12 protein-coding genes are annotated in these 15,548 nt (G+C 51.1%); 4 read left to right on the top strand and 8 right to left on the bottom strand.

Annotated features, from left to right (window positions below):
- Positions 1 to 144: 144 nt before the first annotated feature.
- The gene (locus FCS97_RS07665; RefSeq protein ID WP_138517873.1) at positions 145 to 870 is read left to right on the top strand and encodes an NYN domain-containing protein; all 726 of its coding nucleotides are present in this window, start codon (positions 145 to 147) and stop codon (positions 868 to 870) included.
- A 47-nt stretch (positions 871 to 917) separates the two neighbouring features.
- Here FCS97_RS07665 and FCS97_RS07660 read toward each other — a convergent pair whose 3' ends face one another.
- Both FCS97_RS07660 and FCS97_RS07655 read right to left on the bottom strand, forming a co-directional pair.
- Positions 918 to 2,597, bottom strand: a complete 1,680-nt coding sequence (locus FCS97_RS07660; protein WP_138517872.1) for an AMP-dependent synthetase/ligase — start codon at positions 2,595 to 2,597, stop codon at positions 918 to 920.
- A gap of 76 nt (positions 2,598 to 2,673) precedes the next feature.
- The gene (locus FCS97_RS07655) at positions 2,674 to 3,318 is read right to left on the bottom strand and encodes a glutathione binding-like protein (RefSeq protein ID WP_138517871.1); all 645 of its coding nucleotides are present in this window, start codon (positions 3,316 to 3,318) and stop codon (positions 2,674 to 2,676) included.
- Between the two features lie 122 nt (positions 3,319 to 3,440).
- Between FCS97_RS07655 and FCS97_RS07650 the strand changes: the two genes are divergently transcribed.
- The gene (locus tag FCS97_RS07650) at positions 3,441 to 5,039 is read left to right on the top strand and encodes a hypothetical protein (RefSeq protein WP_138517870.1); all 1,599 of its coding nucleotides are present in this window, start codon (positions 3,441 to 3,443) and stop codon (positions 5,037 to 5,039) included.
- A 17-nt stretch (positions 5,040 to 5,056) separates the two neighbouring features.
- Here FCS97_RS07650 and FCS97_RS07645 read toward each other — a convergent pair whose 3' ends face one another.
- From FCS97_RS07645 to queF, 6 genes are read right to left on the bottom strand one after another with little or no spacing between them, the layout of a single operon-like run.
- A complete protein-coding gene (locus FCS97_RS07645) occupies positions 5,057 to 6,970 on the bottom strand; it encodes an ABC-F family ATP-binding cassette domain-containing protein (protein WP_138517869.1) in 1,914 nt (637 codons plus the stop codon).
- 9 nt (positions 6,971 to 6,979) lie between these two features.
- Positions 6,980 to 7,894 (bottom strand): 50S ribosomal protein L3 N(5)-glutamine methyltransferase, encoded by a 915-nt coding sequence (gene prmB, locus FCS97_RS07640; protein WP_138517868.1) that lies wholly within the window; start codon positions 7,892 to 7,894, stop codon positions 6,980 to 6,982.
- Entirely contained in the window at positions 7,891 to 8,235 is a 345-nt protein-coding gene (locus FCS97_RS07635; RefSeq protein ID WP_138517867.1) for an ArsC/Spx/MgsR family protein, read from the bottom strand. The genes prmB and FCS97_RS07635 overlap by 4 nt, the downstream gene beginning before the upstream one ends.
- A gap of 15 nt (positions 8,236 to 8,250) precedes the next feature.
- Entirely contained in the window at positions 8,251 to 9,081 is an 831-nt protein-coding gene (dapD, locus tag FCS97_RS07630; RefSeq protein ID WP_138517866.1) for a 2,3,4,5-tetrahydropyridine-2,6-dicarboxylate N-succinyltransferase, read from the bottom strand.
- 14 nt (positions 9,082 to 9,095) lie between these two features.
- Entirely contained in the window at positions 9,096 to 10,280 is a 1,185-nt protein-coding gene (gene dapC, locus FCS97_RS07625; RefSeq protein WP_138517865.1) for a succinyldiaminopimelate transaminase, read from the bottom strand.
- A gap of 12 nt (positions 10,281 to 10,292) precedes the next feature.
- The gene (gene queF, locus FCS97_RS07620) at positions 10,293 to 10,712 is read right to left on the bottom strand and encodes a preQ(1) synthase (RefSeq protein WP_040513619.1); all 420 of its coding nucleotides are present in this window, start codon (positions 10,710 to 10,712) and stop codon (positions 10,293 to 10,295) included.
- Between the two features lie 184 nt (positions 10,713 to 10,896).
- On the opposite strand from queF, the gene smc reads away from it, so the two are divergent.
- Both smc and FCS97_RS07610 read left to right on the top strand, forming a co-directional pair.
- Entirely contained in the window at positions 10,897 to 14,424 is a 3,528-nt protein-coding gene (smc, locus tag FCS97_RS07615; RefSeq protein ID WP_138517864.1) for a chromosome segregation protein SMC, read from the top strand.
- Complete coding sequence (locus tag FCS97_RS07610) at positions 14,421 to 15,503, top strand: hypothetical protein (RefSeq protein ID WP_138517863.1); 1,083 nt, start codon at positions 14,421 to 14,423, stop codon at positions 15,501 to 15,503. The genes smc and FCS97_RS07610 overlap by 4 nt, the downstream gene beginning before the upstream one ends.
- The last annotated feature ends 45 nt before the right edge of the window (positions 15,504 to 15,548 follow it).

Raw genomic sequence — 15,548 nt, 5'->3', positions numbered from 1 at the left:
GCACTGTATCTTTCTCCCTCTTAATGGGTGCCGCCATCGCTATTTTTGACGGAATTTCAGTGGTAGTATATTTATGGAAAATTATTTCTTAATGCCAAAATAAATTTGGCGGCATTATTATTCTTATATTTATCAAAGGCTTATATGCTTACAGCTATTCTCGTGGATGGCCCGTTCTTCATTCGCAGAATTCGTCAAATTTTCCCCAGTTCGGTTCATCACGACGCAAAAGTCATGGCCGACCTAGTTTGGCGTTTGTCAGCGGCCCATTTGTTTGAACGCAATCAGCCAAAACGCCATCTGTTTCGCATCTTTTTCTATGACACACCCGTGTTTACCCAGCGGGTTACCTTGCCCGTTTCAAAACAGTCAATTGATTTGTCAAAATCCAAGGAAGGGCAGTTCCGGGTCGCATTTCAGCGTCAATTGCAGCGCAAGCGGAAATTGGCGGTGAAGCTGGGTGAGGCTAGAGAAGCTGATACGTGGAAACTGAATGAAGACGCCATGGCAGATTTGCTCGGCAAGCGTATCTCAGTCGACGACCTGGCGGATGAGGACTTTACGCCCGATTCTTACCCCAAGGGAATTGAATTGAGAATGGGTGTAGACCTTGCTACTTTGGCCTACAAACGCCAGGTTCAACAGGTGGTTTTGCTGACCGGCGATGGTGCTTTTTCCAGCGCCGCCGAATTGTTGCGCCATGAGGGCGTGGATGTGGTGCTTGACCCAATGTGGCAAAATATTTCGGAAGATCTGTTTTCCTACATTGACGGGCTCAGATCGACTTGCCCGCCCCCAGACCGTGCAGCAGACTTTTTGGCCCGAATCGGATCAGACAACTACGATCACGATGATTTGCCAGCTGAATAAAAAAAGCCCACTTCGAAGTGGGCTTTTTTCTGCGCAGGGCAACACAATCAATCTCCCATGCCCTCGGCGTACAGGTCGTTGATTCGATCCTTGAATGCCTCAACCACCTTCGGGCGCTTCACCTTCAAAGTTGGTGTCAGAAGGCCATTGTCAACTGTCCAGGGTTCTTTGGTGGTGATAATGCGCCGCACGCGGATGTAGCGGGGTAAATGTTGCAATCGTTCATTGGCACGCTTGATCAGCTCCTTCTCATTGGAATTGGCGGTAACCGCAATCATGCCAATGAAAGGGCGCCCCTCGCCAATCAGAACGATTTGCTCGAACACATCATCGCCAATAATGGCCATTTCGGCGTCCTGCGGCGAAAATTTCTCACCATTGGACAGCACCATGATGTCTTTGATGCGACCTCGGATATAAATTCGCTTGTCCTTAATCTCGGCCACGTCACCGGTGTGCAGCCAACCATCCGAGTCAATTGCGGTTTTCGTGGCTTCTTCGTTTTGCCAGTAGCCCAACATGATGTTGGGGCCACGCGCCAGAAGCTCGTCATTTTCACCCAGCATCACTTCGACATTGGGCAAGGCCGGGCCAACGGATTCAGGAACATTGCCCTCGGGGCGGTTCACGGAAATTACGGGGCAGGCCTCGGTCATGCCATAGCCATGAAGAATGGGTAGCCCCATGGCGATGAATGCCTTGGCTATGGTGCTGTCCAGCGCAGCACCGCCCACAACGGCCAAGCGCAGGCGACCGCCGAGTCTTTCCAGAATGGGTTGTGCCACCTTCGCGCGTAGCAAGGGCAATTGAAAGTGATCAACTATGCCGCCTTTGCCCTGTTCCATTCGCCAGCCAACATCGACCAACTTCTCAAATGCTTTGCGCTTGAAGCGCGAGTCTTTCACCGAGGCTTGAATGCGACCATAAAATTTTTCGAAAATACGCGGCACCGCAAACAACACCGTTGGTGCCTGGGTCGCCAGGTCTTCTGGCAATTGGTTGATGCCACGGGCATAAATAACCTTTGCACCCACTCGCAAGGGCAGGTAATAACCACCCGTGCGTTCGAACATGTGTGACATCGGCAGGAATGACAAAAATACGTCATCCGGTTTTGCAATGTCCAACTGGAAGCAGCTGTCCACATTGGCAATTACGTTTTTGTGCGACAACATGACGCCTTTCGGGCGGCCTGATGTGCCCGAGGTATAGCAAATCGTGGCCAGTGTATTTTGCTCAAGGTCGAGCAGTTCAAAGGGCTCCAGCTTCTTGTCAAGGCTCTTGAGCACGTGGTTCGCATTTTCAACGCCGTCGGCTTCTTTGTCGATGTCTGACTTGATCGACAACACGCGAACGTCTTTCAGCTTTTCCTTTAGCAGATTGCGTGCAATTCGGTCGTTCTCAACAACAACGACGCGCGAGCCTGAATCCTGAATGCAATACGCAATATTGCTTGCGTTGTCGTCCACATAAAGCGGCACTGAAACAAGCCCCATGGCCACAGCGGCTTGGTCAAATGCCACCCAATGCACGCTGTTTTTCAGGCAAATGGCAACTCTGTCACCGGGTTGCAAACCCATGGAACGGAAAAAAGCTTGCCAGGATCTGCCCAGGTCAATCATTTCCCGTGCTTTGAAATCAACCCACTCGTTGTCAATGAACTGACGGTACAACACGCGATTGGGGGTGTCGTCATGTTGGAACAAGAATGTGGCGATGTTCGCCATAAGGAGGTCTCCCAAATTTCTGTTTTTATAAAATTGACCGTAGTGTACTGAACAGTTTAAGGATTGATAAGAACACTCATTCTAGATTTACATTCAAGGCTTTGATGACAGCAGGCCGTGCACTTAACTCGTCGTACCATTTGTGCACCGCAGGATAGTCGCTTAGTTCAATGCCTTGGCGTTGCCATCGATAAACCCAAGGGTACAAAGCCATGTCAGCGATCGAGTAATTCTCTCCTGCAATGTAGGGAAATTGACTGAGTTGTTTGTTGATGACTTCATAAAGCCTTTTGGCTTCATTGGTGTACCGGTTAATAGCATATTCAATTGGTTCGGGCGCGTAAATCCGAAAATGATGCGCCTGCCCCAACATGGGCCCCACACCGCCCATTTGAAACATCAACCATTGAATAATCGACAAACGTTCACGGTGATTCTCTCCGAAAAACTGACCGGTTTTTTCAGCCAGATAAATGAGAATGGCACCGCTTTCGAAAAGTTCCAGCGGCTTTCCGTCTGGGCCGTTCGGGTCAATGATTGCCGGTATCTTGTTGTTTGGGCTGAATTTTAAAAACTCGGGCTTGAATTGATCGCCCTTGCCAATGTCAACGCCAATCGGTTTCCAGTGAAGTCCCATTTCTTCACAGGCAATTTGAATTTTGTAGCCATTGGGTGTTGTCCAGGTATAAACCTCGATTGGCTTGTTTTTCGGAGTATTCAATCAACGCTCTCCAGTAAAGCAAGTGGGCTAACACGTTCGTGCTAGGTCATTTCTAGGATACCTCAGTCAATGTTGTCATGCGTATGCTGACGCTTACTGCAACCATTGAACCGAGCGTTGACATGTCAATTTTCTGGACCAAAGCCACTGAAATGAATCGTCATTGGGCGGTTTCCATTCTTGGTTCATTTTTTGTACTTTTTCCGGTTCAGGGCTTTGGACTGGAAATTTCGACACCGGTGGGTGTGCAGCAAATAGGTCAACACCTGAATTTGAAAAGCACACTCAGCAATATGCCTGAAGGTACGGAGTCGCAGCTGCGTTCTACCTGCCTCAGGGCAAAAGTACGTTCTCTTGAGCGGGTCGCCGGCAGTGATTATTCGTCGGATTCCGGAGAGGTATTGGTTCAGTTTGATCCGACAATTCGTCGTGGAGGCATGCTGGAGTTCAGGTCAACTGCACCTGTCAACGACGCAGTAATTGAAATGGAGTTGGTGTCGGAATGCCCATTGATCGTGTTCACCACGAAATGGACATTCATTATGAAACAGGGCGAGTGGCAGCAAGACGCCGAGACATTTTCTCGCCCCGTTGGTACTAAATCGACATTTGATCCCGAAAGTTCTTCATTGCTGGCCAATTCCCGCCGGCCACCACCGCGGCAGGTCAATCACACGCCTGGGATCAACCCACAACAAGGGGACGTTGAAACACCCGTTGTTCAGAGTCCAGAGAAAACCGTTCACCTTGCTTCTACAACCCCCGAAACAGAGAGTACTGGTTCAAGCAAGGCTGTGGAAGTGGCGTCCTTGAATACCGATTTGTTCGGCGCGGGCTTGATTGAAAGCCGAAAAGGCAATAGCGATGCGCCAAACGGCATTGGATTTGATGAACACCCAGATGCCAAGGGCACATCGAATATGATCCAGGAATTGTTGTTGCCCCTGTTTGCGGGTTTGTTGGTTTTGTTGTCGATGGCGTGGCTGCTGTATCGTCAGTACTTCAACAAAAAGGAAGAGGGGCAATCTGGTTTCAATGGCCAAGGCGGCAGCTACCAGCCCCCTGAAGCTTTAGTGCCGCACGACCTGACATCCACTGGGCGGGAACATGTCACGGCTTTCTCGAATGAAACAACGTCCCGGTTGCTTGGAAGCCCACGCGTTTTGGAGTCCTTGATTGGAAATGATGAACAATATGTCGACGATGAGATAGGCTCGCTCACTCGCACTTTGAACCCCAACTGTCTCGAACCTGAACTCCGGTCTTCACTGGCAATCAGTCTTGAGTTAATTAATCGAGCAGGCATTTCATGCTGGACACTGCCAGCATCCTACCTCGGCTTGGTAGATTCGAGAAACCGCGCACTTGAATTACACCGGACTGTGGATGCATTGTTGCTACGCAGTCAAATTGGTTTGATTGAACTGGCTTTTCAAGATGCCAAACAAGGTCAGTTGACCTCAGCTGCTGACGCCGAGGAATTGTTGCGACAAATACTGGGGCATCAGTTGCACCAGGCAGAATACCAACCCACGTTAGGCGTTCCTGATATTGTGAAAAGCCATGTGCGAGCAAAAATGTGCGAAATAACCGGTGCAGAAAAACGCCAGTTACTTCGTGAAAATTTGACGCAGCTGGACAGTCTCGTACTTAATTCTGCGCTTTGCTTTAATTCAAATGCATGGCGAGAATTTCTGAGCGAAGAGGGTATCTTGGAGTAGTTGTGGTCAAATCAAGATCAGGCTACGCCAAGCGACTCTTCCAACTGCTCGATTTCCAGCAACACTTCAAGCAATTCAGTCTCGGCACTTTCCAGGCGACTGGCTATTGCACTGCGTTCATGGTGTAGGTCAGACGCCTTTTTCGAATCAGCTGGATTGCTGTAGTCACATTGAGCCAAATCGTCATCCAATTTGACCAGTTTCGGCTGATCAATTTCGATTTGCTTCTCCAGCTTCTTAAGCTGATTTCCCAATTGTTTAATTCGCTGATTCACAGCTTGTCTGTCTACCGGGGCAACCTTAACAACAACTGGTTTGTTGCCAGAACTGCCTTGTTTCGCGTTGCGGTTTTCTGCATTGGTTTCCTTGCGCAACAACTCGGCGTAATCGTCGAGGTCGCCATCAAATTCGGTTACGGCCCCTTGGTGTACACGCCAAAAACGATCTGTGATTGATTCAAGCAAATGCCGATCGTGAGACACCATAACCAAAGCACCTTCGAATTCCAGCAAGCTGCTGGCCAAGGCCTGGCGCGTTGCAATGTCAAGGTGGTTGGTGGGTTCATCCAGCAGCAATAGGTTGGGGCGTTTGTAGGCCAGTAGTGCCAGTGCCAGTCTTGATTTCTCGCCACCCGAGAAGCTGCCCACCAACTGGCGCACCTTGTCATCCCGAAAGTGATAGCGCGCCAGAAATTCTCGCGCTTTTTGCTCGGAAATTTGCCGCTCCAGGCGCGACATGTGCTGCAAGGGTGTCGCATTCATATCAAGCGATTCAATTTGATCTTGCGCGAAGTAGCCGTACACCAACCCTTTGCCTTCAACCCTTTCACCACCCAACATATTAAGTTCGCCTACCAAGGTTTTAACCAAGGTGGTTTTGCCGTTGCCGTTGGCGCCCAACAGGCCAATACGGTCGCCGGGGCGAAGTTCAAGGCTGATGCTTTTCAGAACAGGGGCTACGCCTGCATAGCCGCAATCACTGCGATTCAACACCACCAGAGGGTCTGGGCTTTTGTGCGGTTCCATAAACGGAATGGCCACATGGGGTTCGACCTGCAATGTTTCAATCAACTTGATTTTTTCAAGTCGCTTCACCCGGCTTTGTGCTTGCTTCGCCTTGCTGGCCTTCGCCTTGAAACGATCCACAAACTTCTGCAGTTTCTCCATTTCGCCCGCGGCCTTTTTATTGGCCTGGCTGACCTGGTCTGCACGCTCTGCAAATGCACGTTCAAATGCGGAATATCCGCCAGTGTATTTGGTCAGTTTTTCATTGTTCAGGTGCACGGTGTGGGTACACACTTCATCGAGAAAATCGCGGTCGTGAGACACCAGAATAACCGTACTATTGACCTGCTTGATCCACTGCTCTAGCCACACCACAGCTTCGATGTCCAAGTGGTTGGTGGGTTCGTCCAGCAAAATAAGATCAGCCCTGGAGCCCAGCACCTTGGCCAGGTTCAAACGCATTTTCCAGCCGCCAGAAAACTCGCCCACCTTGCGTTGCAAGTCTTCGGTTTTAAAACCTAGGCCATGAAGAATGGTGGCCACGCGTGCTTCTGCCGTGTAACCGTCCAGGTTCTCAAGCTGTTCATACAAATGGCCAAGTTGCTCCATGTCGCCGCTTTCTTCAACAGCATGAATTTTCTGTCGAACTTCGTGCAGGGCGCGGTCTCCCTCAAGTGCGAAATCAATCACGCTAAGGTGGTTTGCAGTCACTTCCTGGTCAATCCAGGAAAGCCGCCACACTTTGGGCAAGTCGATGCTGCCTTGATCAATATGAAGCTCGCCAAGAAGGGCACTTAGAAAACTGGATTTGCCTGCGCCGTTGTGACCAATCAGACCGACTTTTTCACCGGGGAACAGGGTGAGTTCAGCATTGGTGAGAATGGGCTTGCTGCCCCGCGCAATGCTGAGGTTATTAATTTGAATCATTGAGTGGGTTTAGACCAAGTCTTCTTTGTTGAGCAAAAACACTTGTTCGTCACCTGCCGAGGTTTCAAGCCAAATGGGATTTAAATGCGGGAAAGCTGCCTCGAAATGCAGTTTTTCATTGCCAAGTTCTACCACCAGAAAACCACCGTCTTTCAAGTGCTTCGGGGCTTGCTCAAGAATGTCTTGAATAAGGTCCATGCCACTGTCTCCGCCGGCCAAAGCCATGCGTGGCTCGTGCAGGTATTCGGGAGGCAGCTTTTTCATGGAGGCCTCATTGACATAAGGCGGGTTGGTCAAGATGAAGTCGTATTTCTTGCCATTCAGATTCGAAAACAAATCGGATTCAATGGCATTTACGCGTTGCTTCATGTGGTGCAATTCAATGTTTTCACGCGCAACACTCAAGGCCTCAGGCGACAAATCGGCAGCGTCAACCTGCGCATTTTCAAACACATAAGCCGCCAAAATTGCCAGGCAAGCAGATCCTGTGCACATGTCCAATATGTCGAACGGCATTTCTGGAGCATTCACCCAGGGTGTTAGCTGATCGGCCAGTAGTTCGGCGATGAAGGAACGCGGAATAATGACGCGTTCATCGACCTTGAAGGAATGCCCTTGCAACCAGGCTTCGCCAGTGATGTAACTGGCGGGCTTTCTGTCTACCACGCGTTGCGTAATAAACCGGATCAAGCGATTGGATTCATGGGCTGTAACACGCGCATCCCAAAACGGCCCCATGTCGCCAATTGGCAAGCAGAGTGCAGACTGCACCATGTAAACCGCTTCATCAAAAGCATTGCTGGAACCATGCCCAAAAAATACCTGACCACGGCGCATTTCGCTCACGTAAAACCGCACCCAATCGCGCACGGTGTGAAGTTCTTTGGGGTCGACCGCAATGTGTGCGGCATGATCCTGGTTCATGAATTGCCTTCGCTGAAGTCGGTTTGACCAATGCTGAGTACGCCGTTTAATTCAACCACCGGGCGTTTGATGATGCTGGGGTATTCGAGCAGAAGGGCCTTCGCACCTTCAGGTGAATCGGCTTTGCCCTGCATTCCTTCGTCCAACCCACGCCAGGTGGTGCCTTTTCGATTGATGACTTTGTCCAATCCGAAGGTGGCTATCCATTCGTCCAGCAGCTGTGCAGGTACGCCATGCTTTTTGAAGTCATGGAACAGTATGTCCACGTTTTGATCCTTCAAGGAAGCAATGGCTTTTTTTACACTTCCACAGTTTGGAATTCCGTATACCTTGGCTGTCATCCTGTCGGGTTCTCCTTACTCTGCGTTGCGCAGCAATTCATTAATACCAGTTTTGGCGCGTGTTTTCGCATCCACACGTTTCACGATGACAGCGCAATAAAGGCTGTATTTGCCGCAGGCACTGGGCAATGAGCCGCTAACGACCACGGAGCCGGCAGGAATACGGCCATAGGTGACTTCACCTGTTTCACGGTTGTAAATTTTGGTGCTTTGACCGATATAAACACCCATGGAAATCACGGAGTTTTCCTCGACAATCACGCCTTCCACCACCTCAGAGCGTGCGCCGATAAAGCAGTTGTCTTCGATGATTGTGGGGTTGGCCTGCAGGGGCTCCAGAACGCCACCAATGCCCACGCCACCGCTCAGGTGAACATTCTTGCCAATTTGCGCGCAAGAACCCACAGTGGCCCAGGTGTCAACCATGGTGCCTTCGTCCACGTATGCACCAATGTTCACGTAGCTGGGCATCAGCACCACATTCTTGGCAATAAAGCTGCCGCGTCGCGCCACAGCGGGAGGCACCACACGAAAACCGCCTTTCTTGAAATCCTCTTCGGTGTAGTCCACAAATTTGGTGGGCACCTTGTCGTAAAACTGGGTGAAACCGCCTGCCGCCATGGGTTTGTTGTCTTCCAGGCGGAAGGAAAGCAGCACTGCTTTTTTGATCCACTGGTGGGTCACCCACTCACCACTTTCTTTGGAGCAGACACGCAACTCGCCAGAATTCAGCTTTTCAAGTACGTCGCCAACGGCGGCGCGAACTTCAGCAGGGGCTGACGCGGGGGAAATGTCTGCACGGTTTTCCCAAGCGGCTTCGATAATGGATTGATGATTTGTTGTCATGGTGATTTCCTGTGTCAGAGAATATTTTTAATTCGGTTTGCGGCTTCGTTGCATTCGGTCAGGCTGGCCACCAGCGCAATCCGCACATGGTTGCTGCCGGGGTTAAATCCATTCACCTCGCGGCCCAAAAAGCTTCCGGGCAACAGGGTAACATGCGCTTGCTCATACAACTCCTTCGCAAACCCTGTATCGCTTTGCCCCACATTGGCCCAAAAATAAAAGCCGGCGGGTGGAATATGCAGTTCAAGCTTGCCTTCAAGAATGGCGCTGAAAGATTTGAACTTCTCGGTGTACAAACGGCGGTTTTCCGCCACATGCTCTTCATCATTCCAGGCGGCCACACTGGCCATTTGAATGGTGGTCGACATGGCTGAACCATGGTAGGTGCGGTAACGAAGGAACGCCTTGATCAGGTCGGCATCGCCAGCCACATAACCCGAGCGCAGGCCGGGGGCATTTGAGCGCTTGGACAGGCTGGAAAATACAATCAGATTGTTGTAATCGGACCGCCCCAAGCGGCTTGCCGCTTCAAGCCCGCCAATCGGCGCAGCGGTGCCATCGAGGTAAATTTCTGAATAACATTCATCCGAGGCAATCACGATGTTGTATTCATCGGCCAAATCAAACAGTTTTTGCCAATCTTCCAGCGAATACACCGCACCTGTGGGGTTGTTGGGTGAACACACATACATCAACTTTGTTTTGGCCAGAACATCTGGGCTCAAGGCATGAAAGTTCGACAAACCAGTTGCCGGATCGATGTTGACAAATACAGGGCTTGCACCACCAAGAAAAGTGGCGCCTTCGTAAATTTGATAGAAGGGGTTGGGAAAAACAACGCAACTGTCATTCTCACAACCATCCAACACAACCTGGGCGAATGAAAACAAGGCCTCGCGCGAGCCTAAAATTGGTAAAACCTGGGTTTCAGGGTCGACCAAAGCATCAAAACGACGCAAGATCCAGTCCGAAATTGCCTTTCTGAGAACCGGTAAACCCTGTGTCCCCGGGTAAACCGCCAAACCATCCAGGTTGTCAATCAAGGCCTGCTTGATCAATTCCGGTGTCGGGTGTTTCGGCTCGCCGATTGACAGATTAACGTGCGTCAGGCCACCCGTATGCTGACTGCCAGCGAACAAGGCCCTCAGGCGTTCAAATGGGTAAGGTTGAAGTTTGTCGAGGTTTTTCAATGGGTTCACCGCAATTGCTGTTTAACCACGAGTAGGGTTCATGGTTGAAATGGAGTCCAGTTCAACTTTCGGCAGGGGCTGAAAGCTGGCATGGCGGTGTTCAGCCACCACCGTGGTGTACACACCACCGCGAACATACCATTTTGCGGTCAATTTCATGTAGCGGGGGTCGGTTGCGGCCACCAGGTCGTCCAGGATTTTGTTGGTCACTGCCTCGTGGAAAGCACCTTCCTCGCGATAGCTCCACATGTACATTTTCAGGCTTTTCAGCTCCACATTCTTTTGATTAGGCAGGTAGTCGATCACCAAAGTGGCAAAATCGGGTTGGCCTGTTAGTGGACAAAGGCATGTAAATTCAGGCACTTCAATGTGAACGTGGTAAGGGCGATCCGGGTTTGGATTCGGAAAAGTCTGTAAATCGCGGCTGGGTTTGTTACTCATGCTTCTCTCTTGAGCCGATGGGGCCTTGGGCCACTGTGGCGTTAAACAAATCAATCATCCTGCCAACTAAGGGCGGGGGCCCGGCGTAAAGCGCAAAGGCTTTGCTATTATAAGGTCAGCGGGTTTTCAAGTTCCCGTGGGTTGAAGTTTTTATTCGTTCTATTGGTCTCATTTCCACCTCATCGTGCGATTAACTCACATTCGTTTAGCTGGCTTTAAGTCATTTGTTGAACCGACGTCCTTTGCCGTGCCCAGTAATTTGGTGGGCGTGGTGGGGCCGAACGGCTGTGGCAAATCCAATATCATCGATGCGGTCCGCTGGGTTTTGGGCGAATCCAAGGCGTCCGAGTTGCGTGGCGAGTCCATGCAAGACGTGATCTTCAATGGTTCCACCAACCGAAAGGCAGCCTCGCGCGCCAGCGTTGAACTGGTGTTTGACAATGCTGAAGGCCGCGCTGGCGGCAGCTGGAACCAATATTCTGAAATTTCAGTAAAGCGCGTGCTCACACGCGATGGCGCTTCAACGTATTACATCAACCAGCAGGCGGTTCGCCGTCGCGATGTTCAGGATATTTTCCTGGGCACTGGTCTTGGGCCGCGCGCTTACGCGATTATCGGTCAGGGCATGATTGCCCGCATTATTGAAGCCCGCCCAGAAGAGCTGCGAATTTTTCTGGAAGAAGCTGCGGGTGTGTCGAAGTACAAGGAGCGTCGCAGGGAAACTGGCAATCGCTTGGCCGATACCCGCGACAACCTCACGCGAATCGAGGACATTCTTCGCGAATTGACCAGCCAGATTGAGCGACTGGAGCAACAAGCCACCGTGGCCCGCCAGTTCAAGGAACTTGAAGAGGCCAAAAACACCAAGCAGCGCCTACTTTGGTATATCCGATATTCCGAGGCACTGGAACAGAAAAACACGGGCCAGGCCAAGCTTGAACGTGCCAAGGCAGACCTTGAAGCCATTCAAGCCAAGTCCATCAGCACCCAAACCGAGCTTTTTGCCGTACGTGAAAAACAGGTGGACGCCCAGCAGCAGCTTGAAAACGACCAAACTCAGTGGATTGAGGCCAACCGACAGGTTAGCCGCCTCGAGGCTGATTTGCGCGTGATGGCCGAATCGCGCGCCCGTTTGGGTGCCCGCGTGGCCGAGCTTGAACTTGAAATTCAAAACTGGACGGTGCGCGAGGAAGATGCCAAGGCGAGACTGGAAGAAATCAGTGGATCCACGGAAGAGCAGCAAGCCGAACTGGAAGAACGAATCATCGCACTTGAAGAAGCCGAGTTGGCTGTAGAGCCAGTTGAACTTGCATTACAGGCCGCACGTTCGGCCGTGGATCAAAAACGTTCAGGCGTGATGCAAATTCAGCAGGCACTTAGCCAGGTTTCTTCCCAGCAAGAATCGGCCAGCCGCGCCGAAAGCACGATTCAAGTGAAGCTGGATCGACTGGAAAGTGAAAAACAACAAATTGCAGCGCCTTCCGTGCATGAACTGGATGAGGTTCAATCGCGGGTTCAGTCCCTGGAGCGGGAGCTTGGTGACGCCACAGGCAATCTTGCGGAATTTGAAAGCAAGCTGGCTACGGGCAGTGCAGAGCTTGACCACATTCAGGCAGCATTCAACACCGAGCGAGACAAGCACGCCAATGCGCAGGCCCAGCTGCAAGCACTGGAAAAATTGAATGAGCAACTGGCAGAAAGTGCTGAATTAAAGCCTTGGGTAGAAAGCAGCGGCCTTGGCGACACCCCGCGTTTGTTGGGCAAACTGCAGGTGGAGCGTGGTTGGGAAAGGGCGCTTGAATCGGCGTTGCGTGAATCGTTGGACAGCTTTCAGGTACGAACTCTGGACATGGTTGAGGGTTTTGCCAAACAGCCACCTCCTGCGCGAGTCGCTTTCATGGAATCAGCCAGCAACAGCGGAGGCCTGAATCTCAATGTTGGTCCCGAAGACCTCGCCAGTTTGGTGCGCAGCTCAGATTCTTCCGTTCAACAGTCTTTGATTCAGTCGCTGGCTGGCTACCTTTTGGCACCAGATTTACCGGCAGCACTGGCCAAACGCAAAACACTGAAACCGGGCCAACGCATTTTCACGCCACAGGGGCATTGTGTCAGCGCCACGGGCGTGTCTTTCTACGCCGCCGACAACGCCCAAAGCGGTCGGCTTGAGCGCCAACAGCAAATTGAAGCCTTGCGCACTGAAGTGCGCGCGCTCGACATGCTGAAAAATGAATCCATGGCCAAGCGCGATCAACTGCAATTGCGCACCGGTGAAATGAAAGCCAATGTGGTGCAAGCACGCAACCTGGTTGAAAGTTTAACCAAGCGACTGCACGAGGCCCAGGTACAACTGATTCGCCTTCAAGAACAGCAAAGCAGGGCTGACAGTCGCCGCGAGCAAATTGGCTTGGACCTGGCCTTGCTTCAAAGTGAGCTGGAGGAACAGCGGGCGATTTTGCTTGAGTCGGAAGACAAATACGCTGAACTGGATGAACAGCTTGCTGTGGCCAGCGACGCTTTGGAAAGCCAGAAAGACAAAGTAACGGAAGCTGAACAAGCCTTGCGCGACAAACAGGCGCAAGTACAAAGTGCTTTGCGTAAGAAGCAGGATGCCGAATTCAATATTCGCAATCAGGAATCACGCCAACGTGAATGCGAACGCGACATTGCCTTTGCAAGCAGCCAGATTCAGCAAATTCAGCAGCGAAAGCAATTGGCATTGGCTGAACTAGAAGGGCTTTCGGAAACAGAAGGCCAGGAAGCTTTGCAAGCTGCGCTGGAAGAAAGAGTGATTGCCGAAGAAAAAGTGGCAGTTTCTCGCGATGCGCTTGAACAGATTATGGCCAAGGTTTCTGAACTTGAACGTGCAGAGAAAGAAAGTGACAAACAGGCAGACCCCCTGCGGGATGCAGTTCAAGACCTCGCTTTAAAAATTCAGGCCGCCGATCTGACGATTGAGCAATACAAGAATTTGATGGATGAAGTACAGGCCGATGTAAACGAATTGGGTCAGCAATTCGTTGCCATGGAGGTACCTCCCAAAGCATCCGTGCTTCAGGCTGAGGTAACCCGCCTTACCAACGGCATGCAAGAGTTGGGCGCGGTCAACCTGGCTGCGCTGGACGAACTGGCTGCCGCAACCGAAAGAAAATCATTCCTTGACCAACAGGCCGGTGACCTGATGGAAGCCATGGAAACCCTTGAGGATGCGATTCGCAAAATTGACAAAGAAACACGCGATCTTCTTTCCGAAACCTTCGGCGTTGTTAACGGACATTTCTCACGCCTGTTCCCGAAGTTGTTTGGTGGTGGCGAGGCAAGATTGGTCATGACCGGCGACGAAATTCTGGATGCTGGTGTGCAGGTGTTTGCCCAACCCCCAGGCAAGAAAAACGGCACCATTCATCTTTTGTCGGGCGGCGAGAAAGCGCTGACGGCCACGGCACTGGTTTTCGCAATTTTTGAATTGAATCCCGCGCCGTTTTGCTTGCTCGACGAGGTTGACGCACCGCTGGACGATGCAAACACCGAGCGCTTTACCCGCTTGGTCAAACAAATGTCTGAACAAACCCAGTTTTTGTTCATTTCCCACAATAAAATCGCCATGGAAATGGCGCAGCAGTTGATCGGCGTCACGATGCAGGAAAAAGGTGTTTCCCGCATTGTTGCCGTTGACTTGGCCGCTGCAGAAAAAATGGCAACAGAAACCGTATGAACGATTTACAACTAACCCTGCTGATTGTTGGTGGTGGTGGCATTGCTGCCATGATCGCTTACAACTGGTGGCAAGACTATCGGCTGCGCAAACAGGCCAGTGAACGTTTTGGTGAAACCGATCAAGACCCACTCTTGAACTCTGGCACCGCCAAAGCTGGATTTGAACGCACAGAGCCAGGATTTTCGGGATCGCAAAGCTTTGAGTCCTCCCCAGAATTTGATGAAACAAATGGTGAAGCGTCCCCTGATGCAAGTCAAAGCGACAGCCATTTGCAAAACGAACCACAAATGACCATCGACAAAAGGTTGTTTGCAGATTTCATTATTCGATTCGACGAAGACAAGGACGCAAACACCTGGAAAGCGCTGGTTGATGGGCTTGAGCAAATCAACCGCAAGCGAATTATTTATTCTGCCAGCCCCGATGCTGGTGAAAGTACTGAAACGTTGTGGTTCAAAGCCAGCCCCTATGCAGGCACTGCAAAATCTTTCAAAGCCAGCGTTCAAATTGCCAACCGAAAAGGTCCGCTCACTTCAATCGAATTTTCTGAGGTACTCGGAAAATTCAGGCGATTTGCTGAAGACCAGAATGCCGACATTGAATTCCCCGAAATGAAAGAAGTGGTGGCCAAGGCTGAAACGCTGGACCAAGCCGCCGCCGCCCTGGATACTTTGCTTGGATTGCACTGCCTGTTGCCAGAAACTGTTCAGGAAAGTACCGCGGTTGACATGCTGGCAGTCGCCGGCTGGGTGCAAAAAGGCCACCAGTGGTTTCTCAATGATGAGTCGGGCACTTTGGCCAGCATGGTGATTCACAATGCGCCAGGCAAACGATTGCTGAGTTTTAGCATTGATGTGCCCAATTCTGCTGAGCCCATCAAGGCATTGGGGGATATCGTCACTGTTTGTCATGGCATGAATGAAAAATTTGGCGCGCCGCTGATGGACGACTCTGGCCGAACCTTGAGTACACAGGCCATCGAGGGCATCTACAACCAGTTGATTGAACGGGTTCGCAATTTGACGGATTCAGGCTTCAAACCTGGTGCACCTGTGGCTCGTATTCTGTTTTCATGACCAATCTGGATTTGTTTGAAGGCGACGATGGTGGTGACAGTTCCG

The sequence above is a fragment of the Limnobacter alexandrii genome (assembly GCF_005871185.1).
GTDB classification, from domain to species: Bacteria; Pseudomonadota; Gammaproteobacteria; order Burkholderiales; family Burkholderiaceae_B; genus Limnobacter; species Limnobacter alexandrii.
This window is presented reverse-complemented; position numbering and strand designations above follow the sequence as displayed.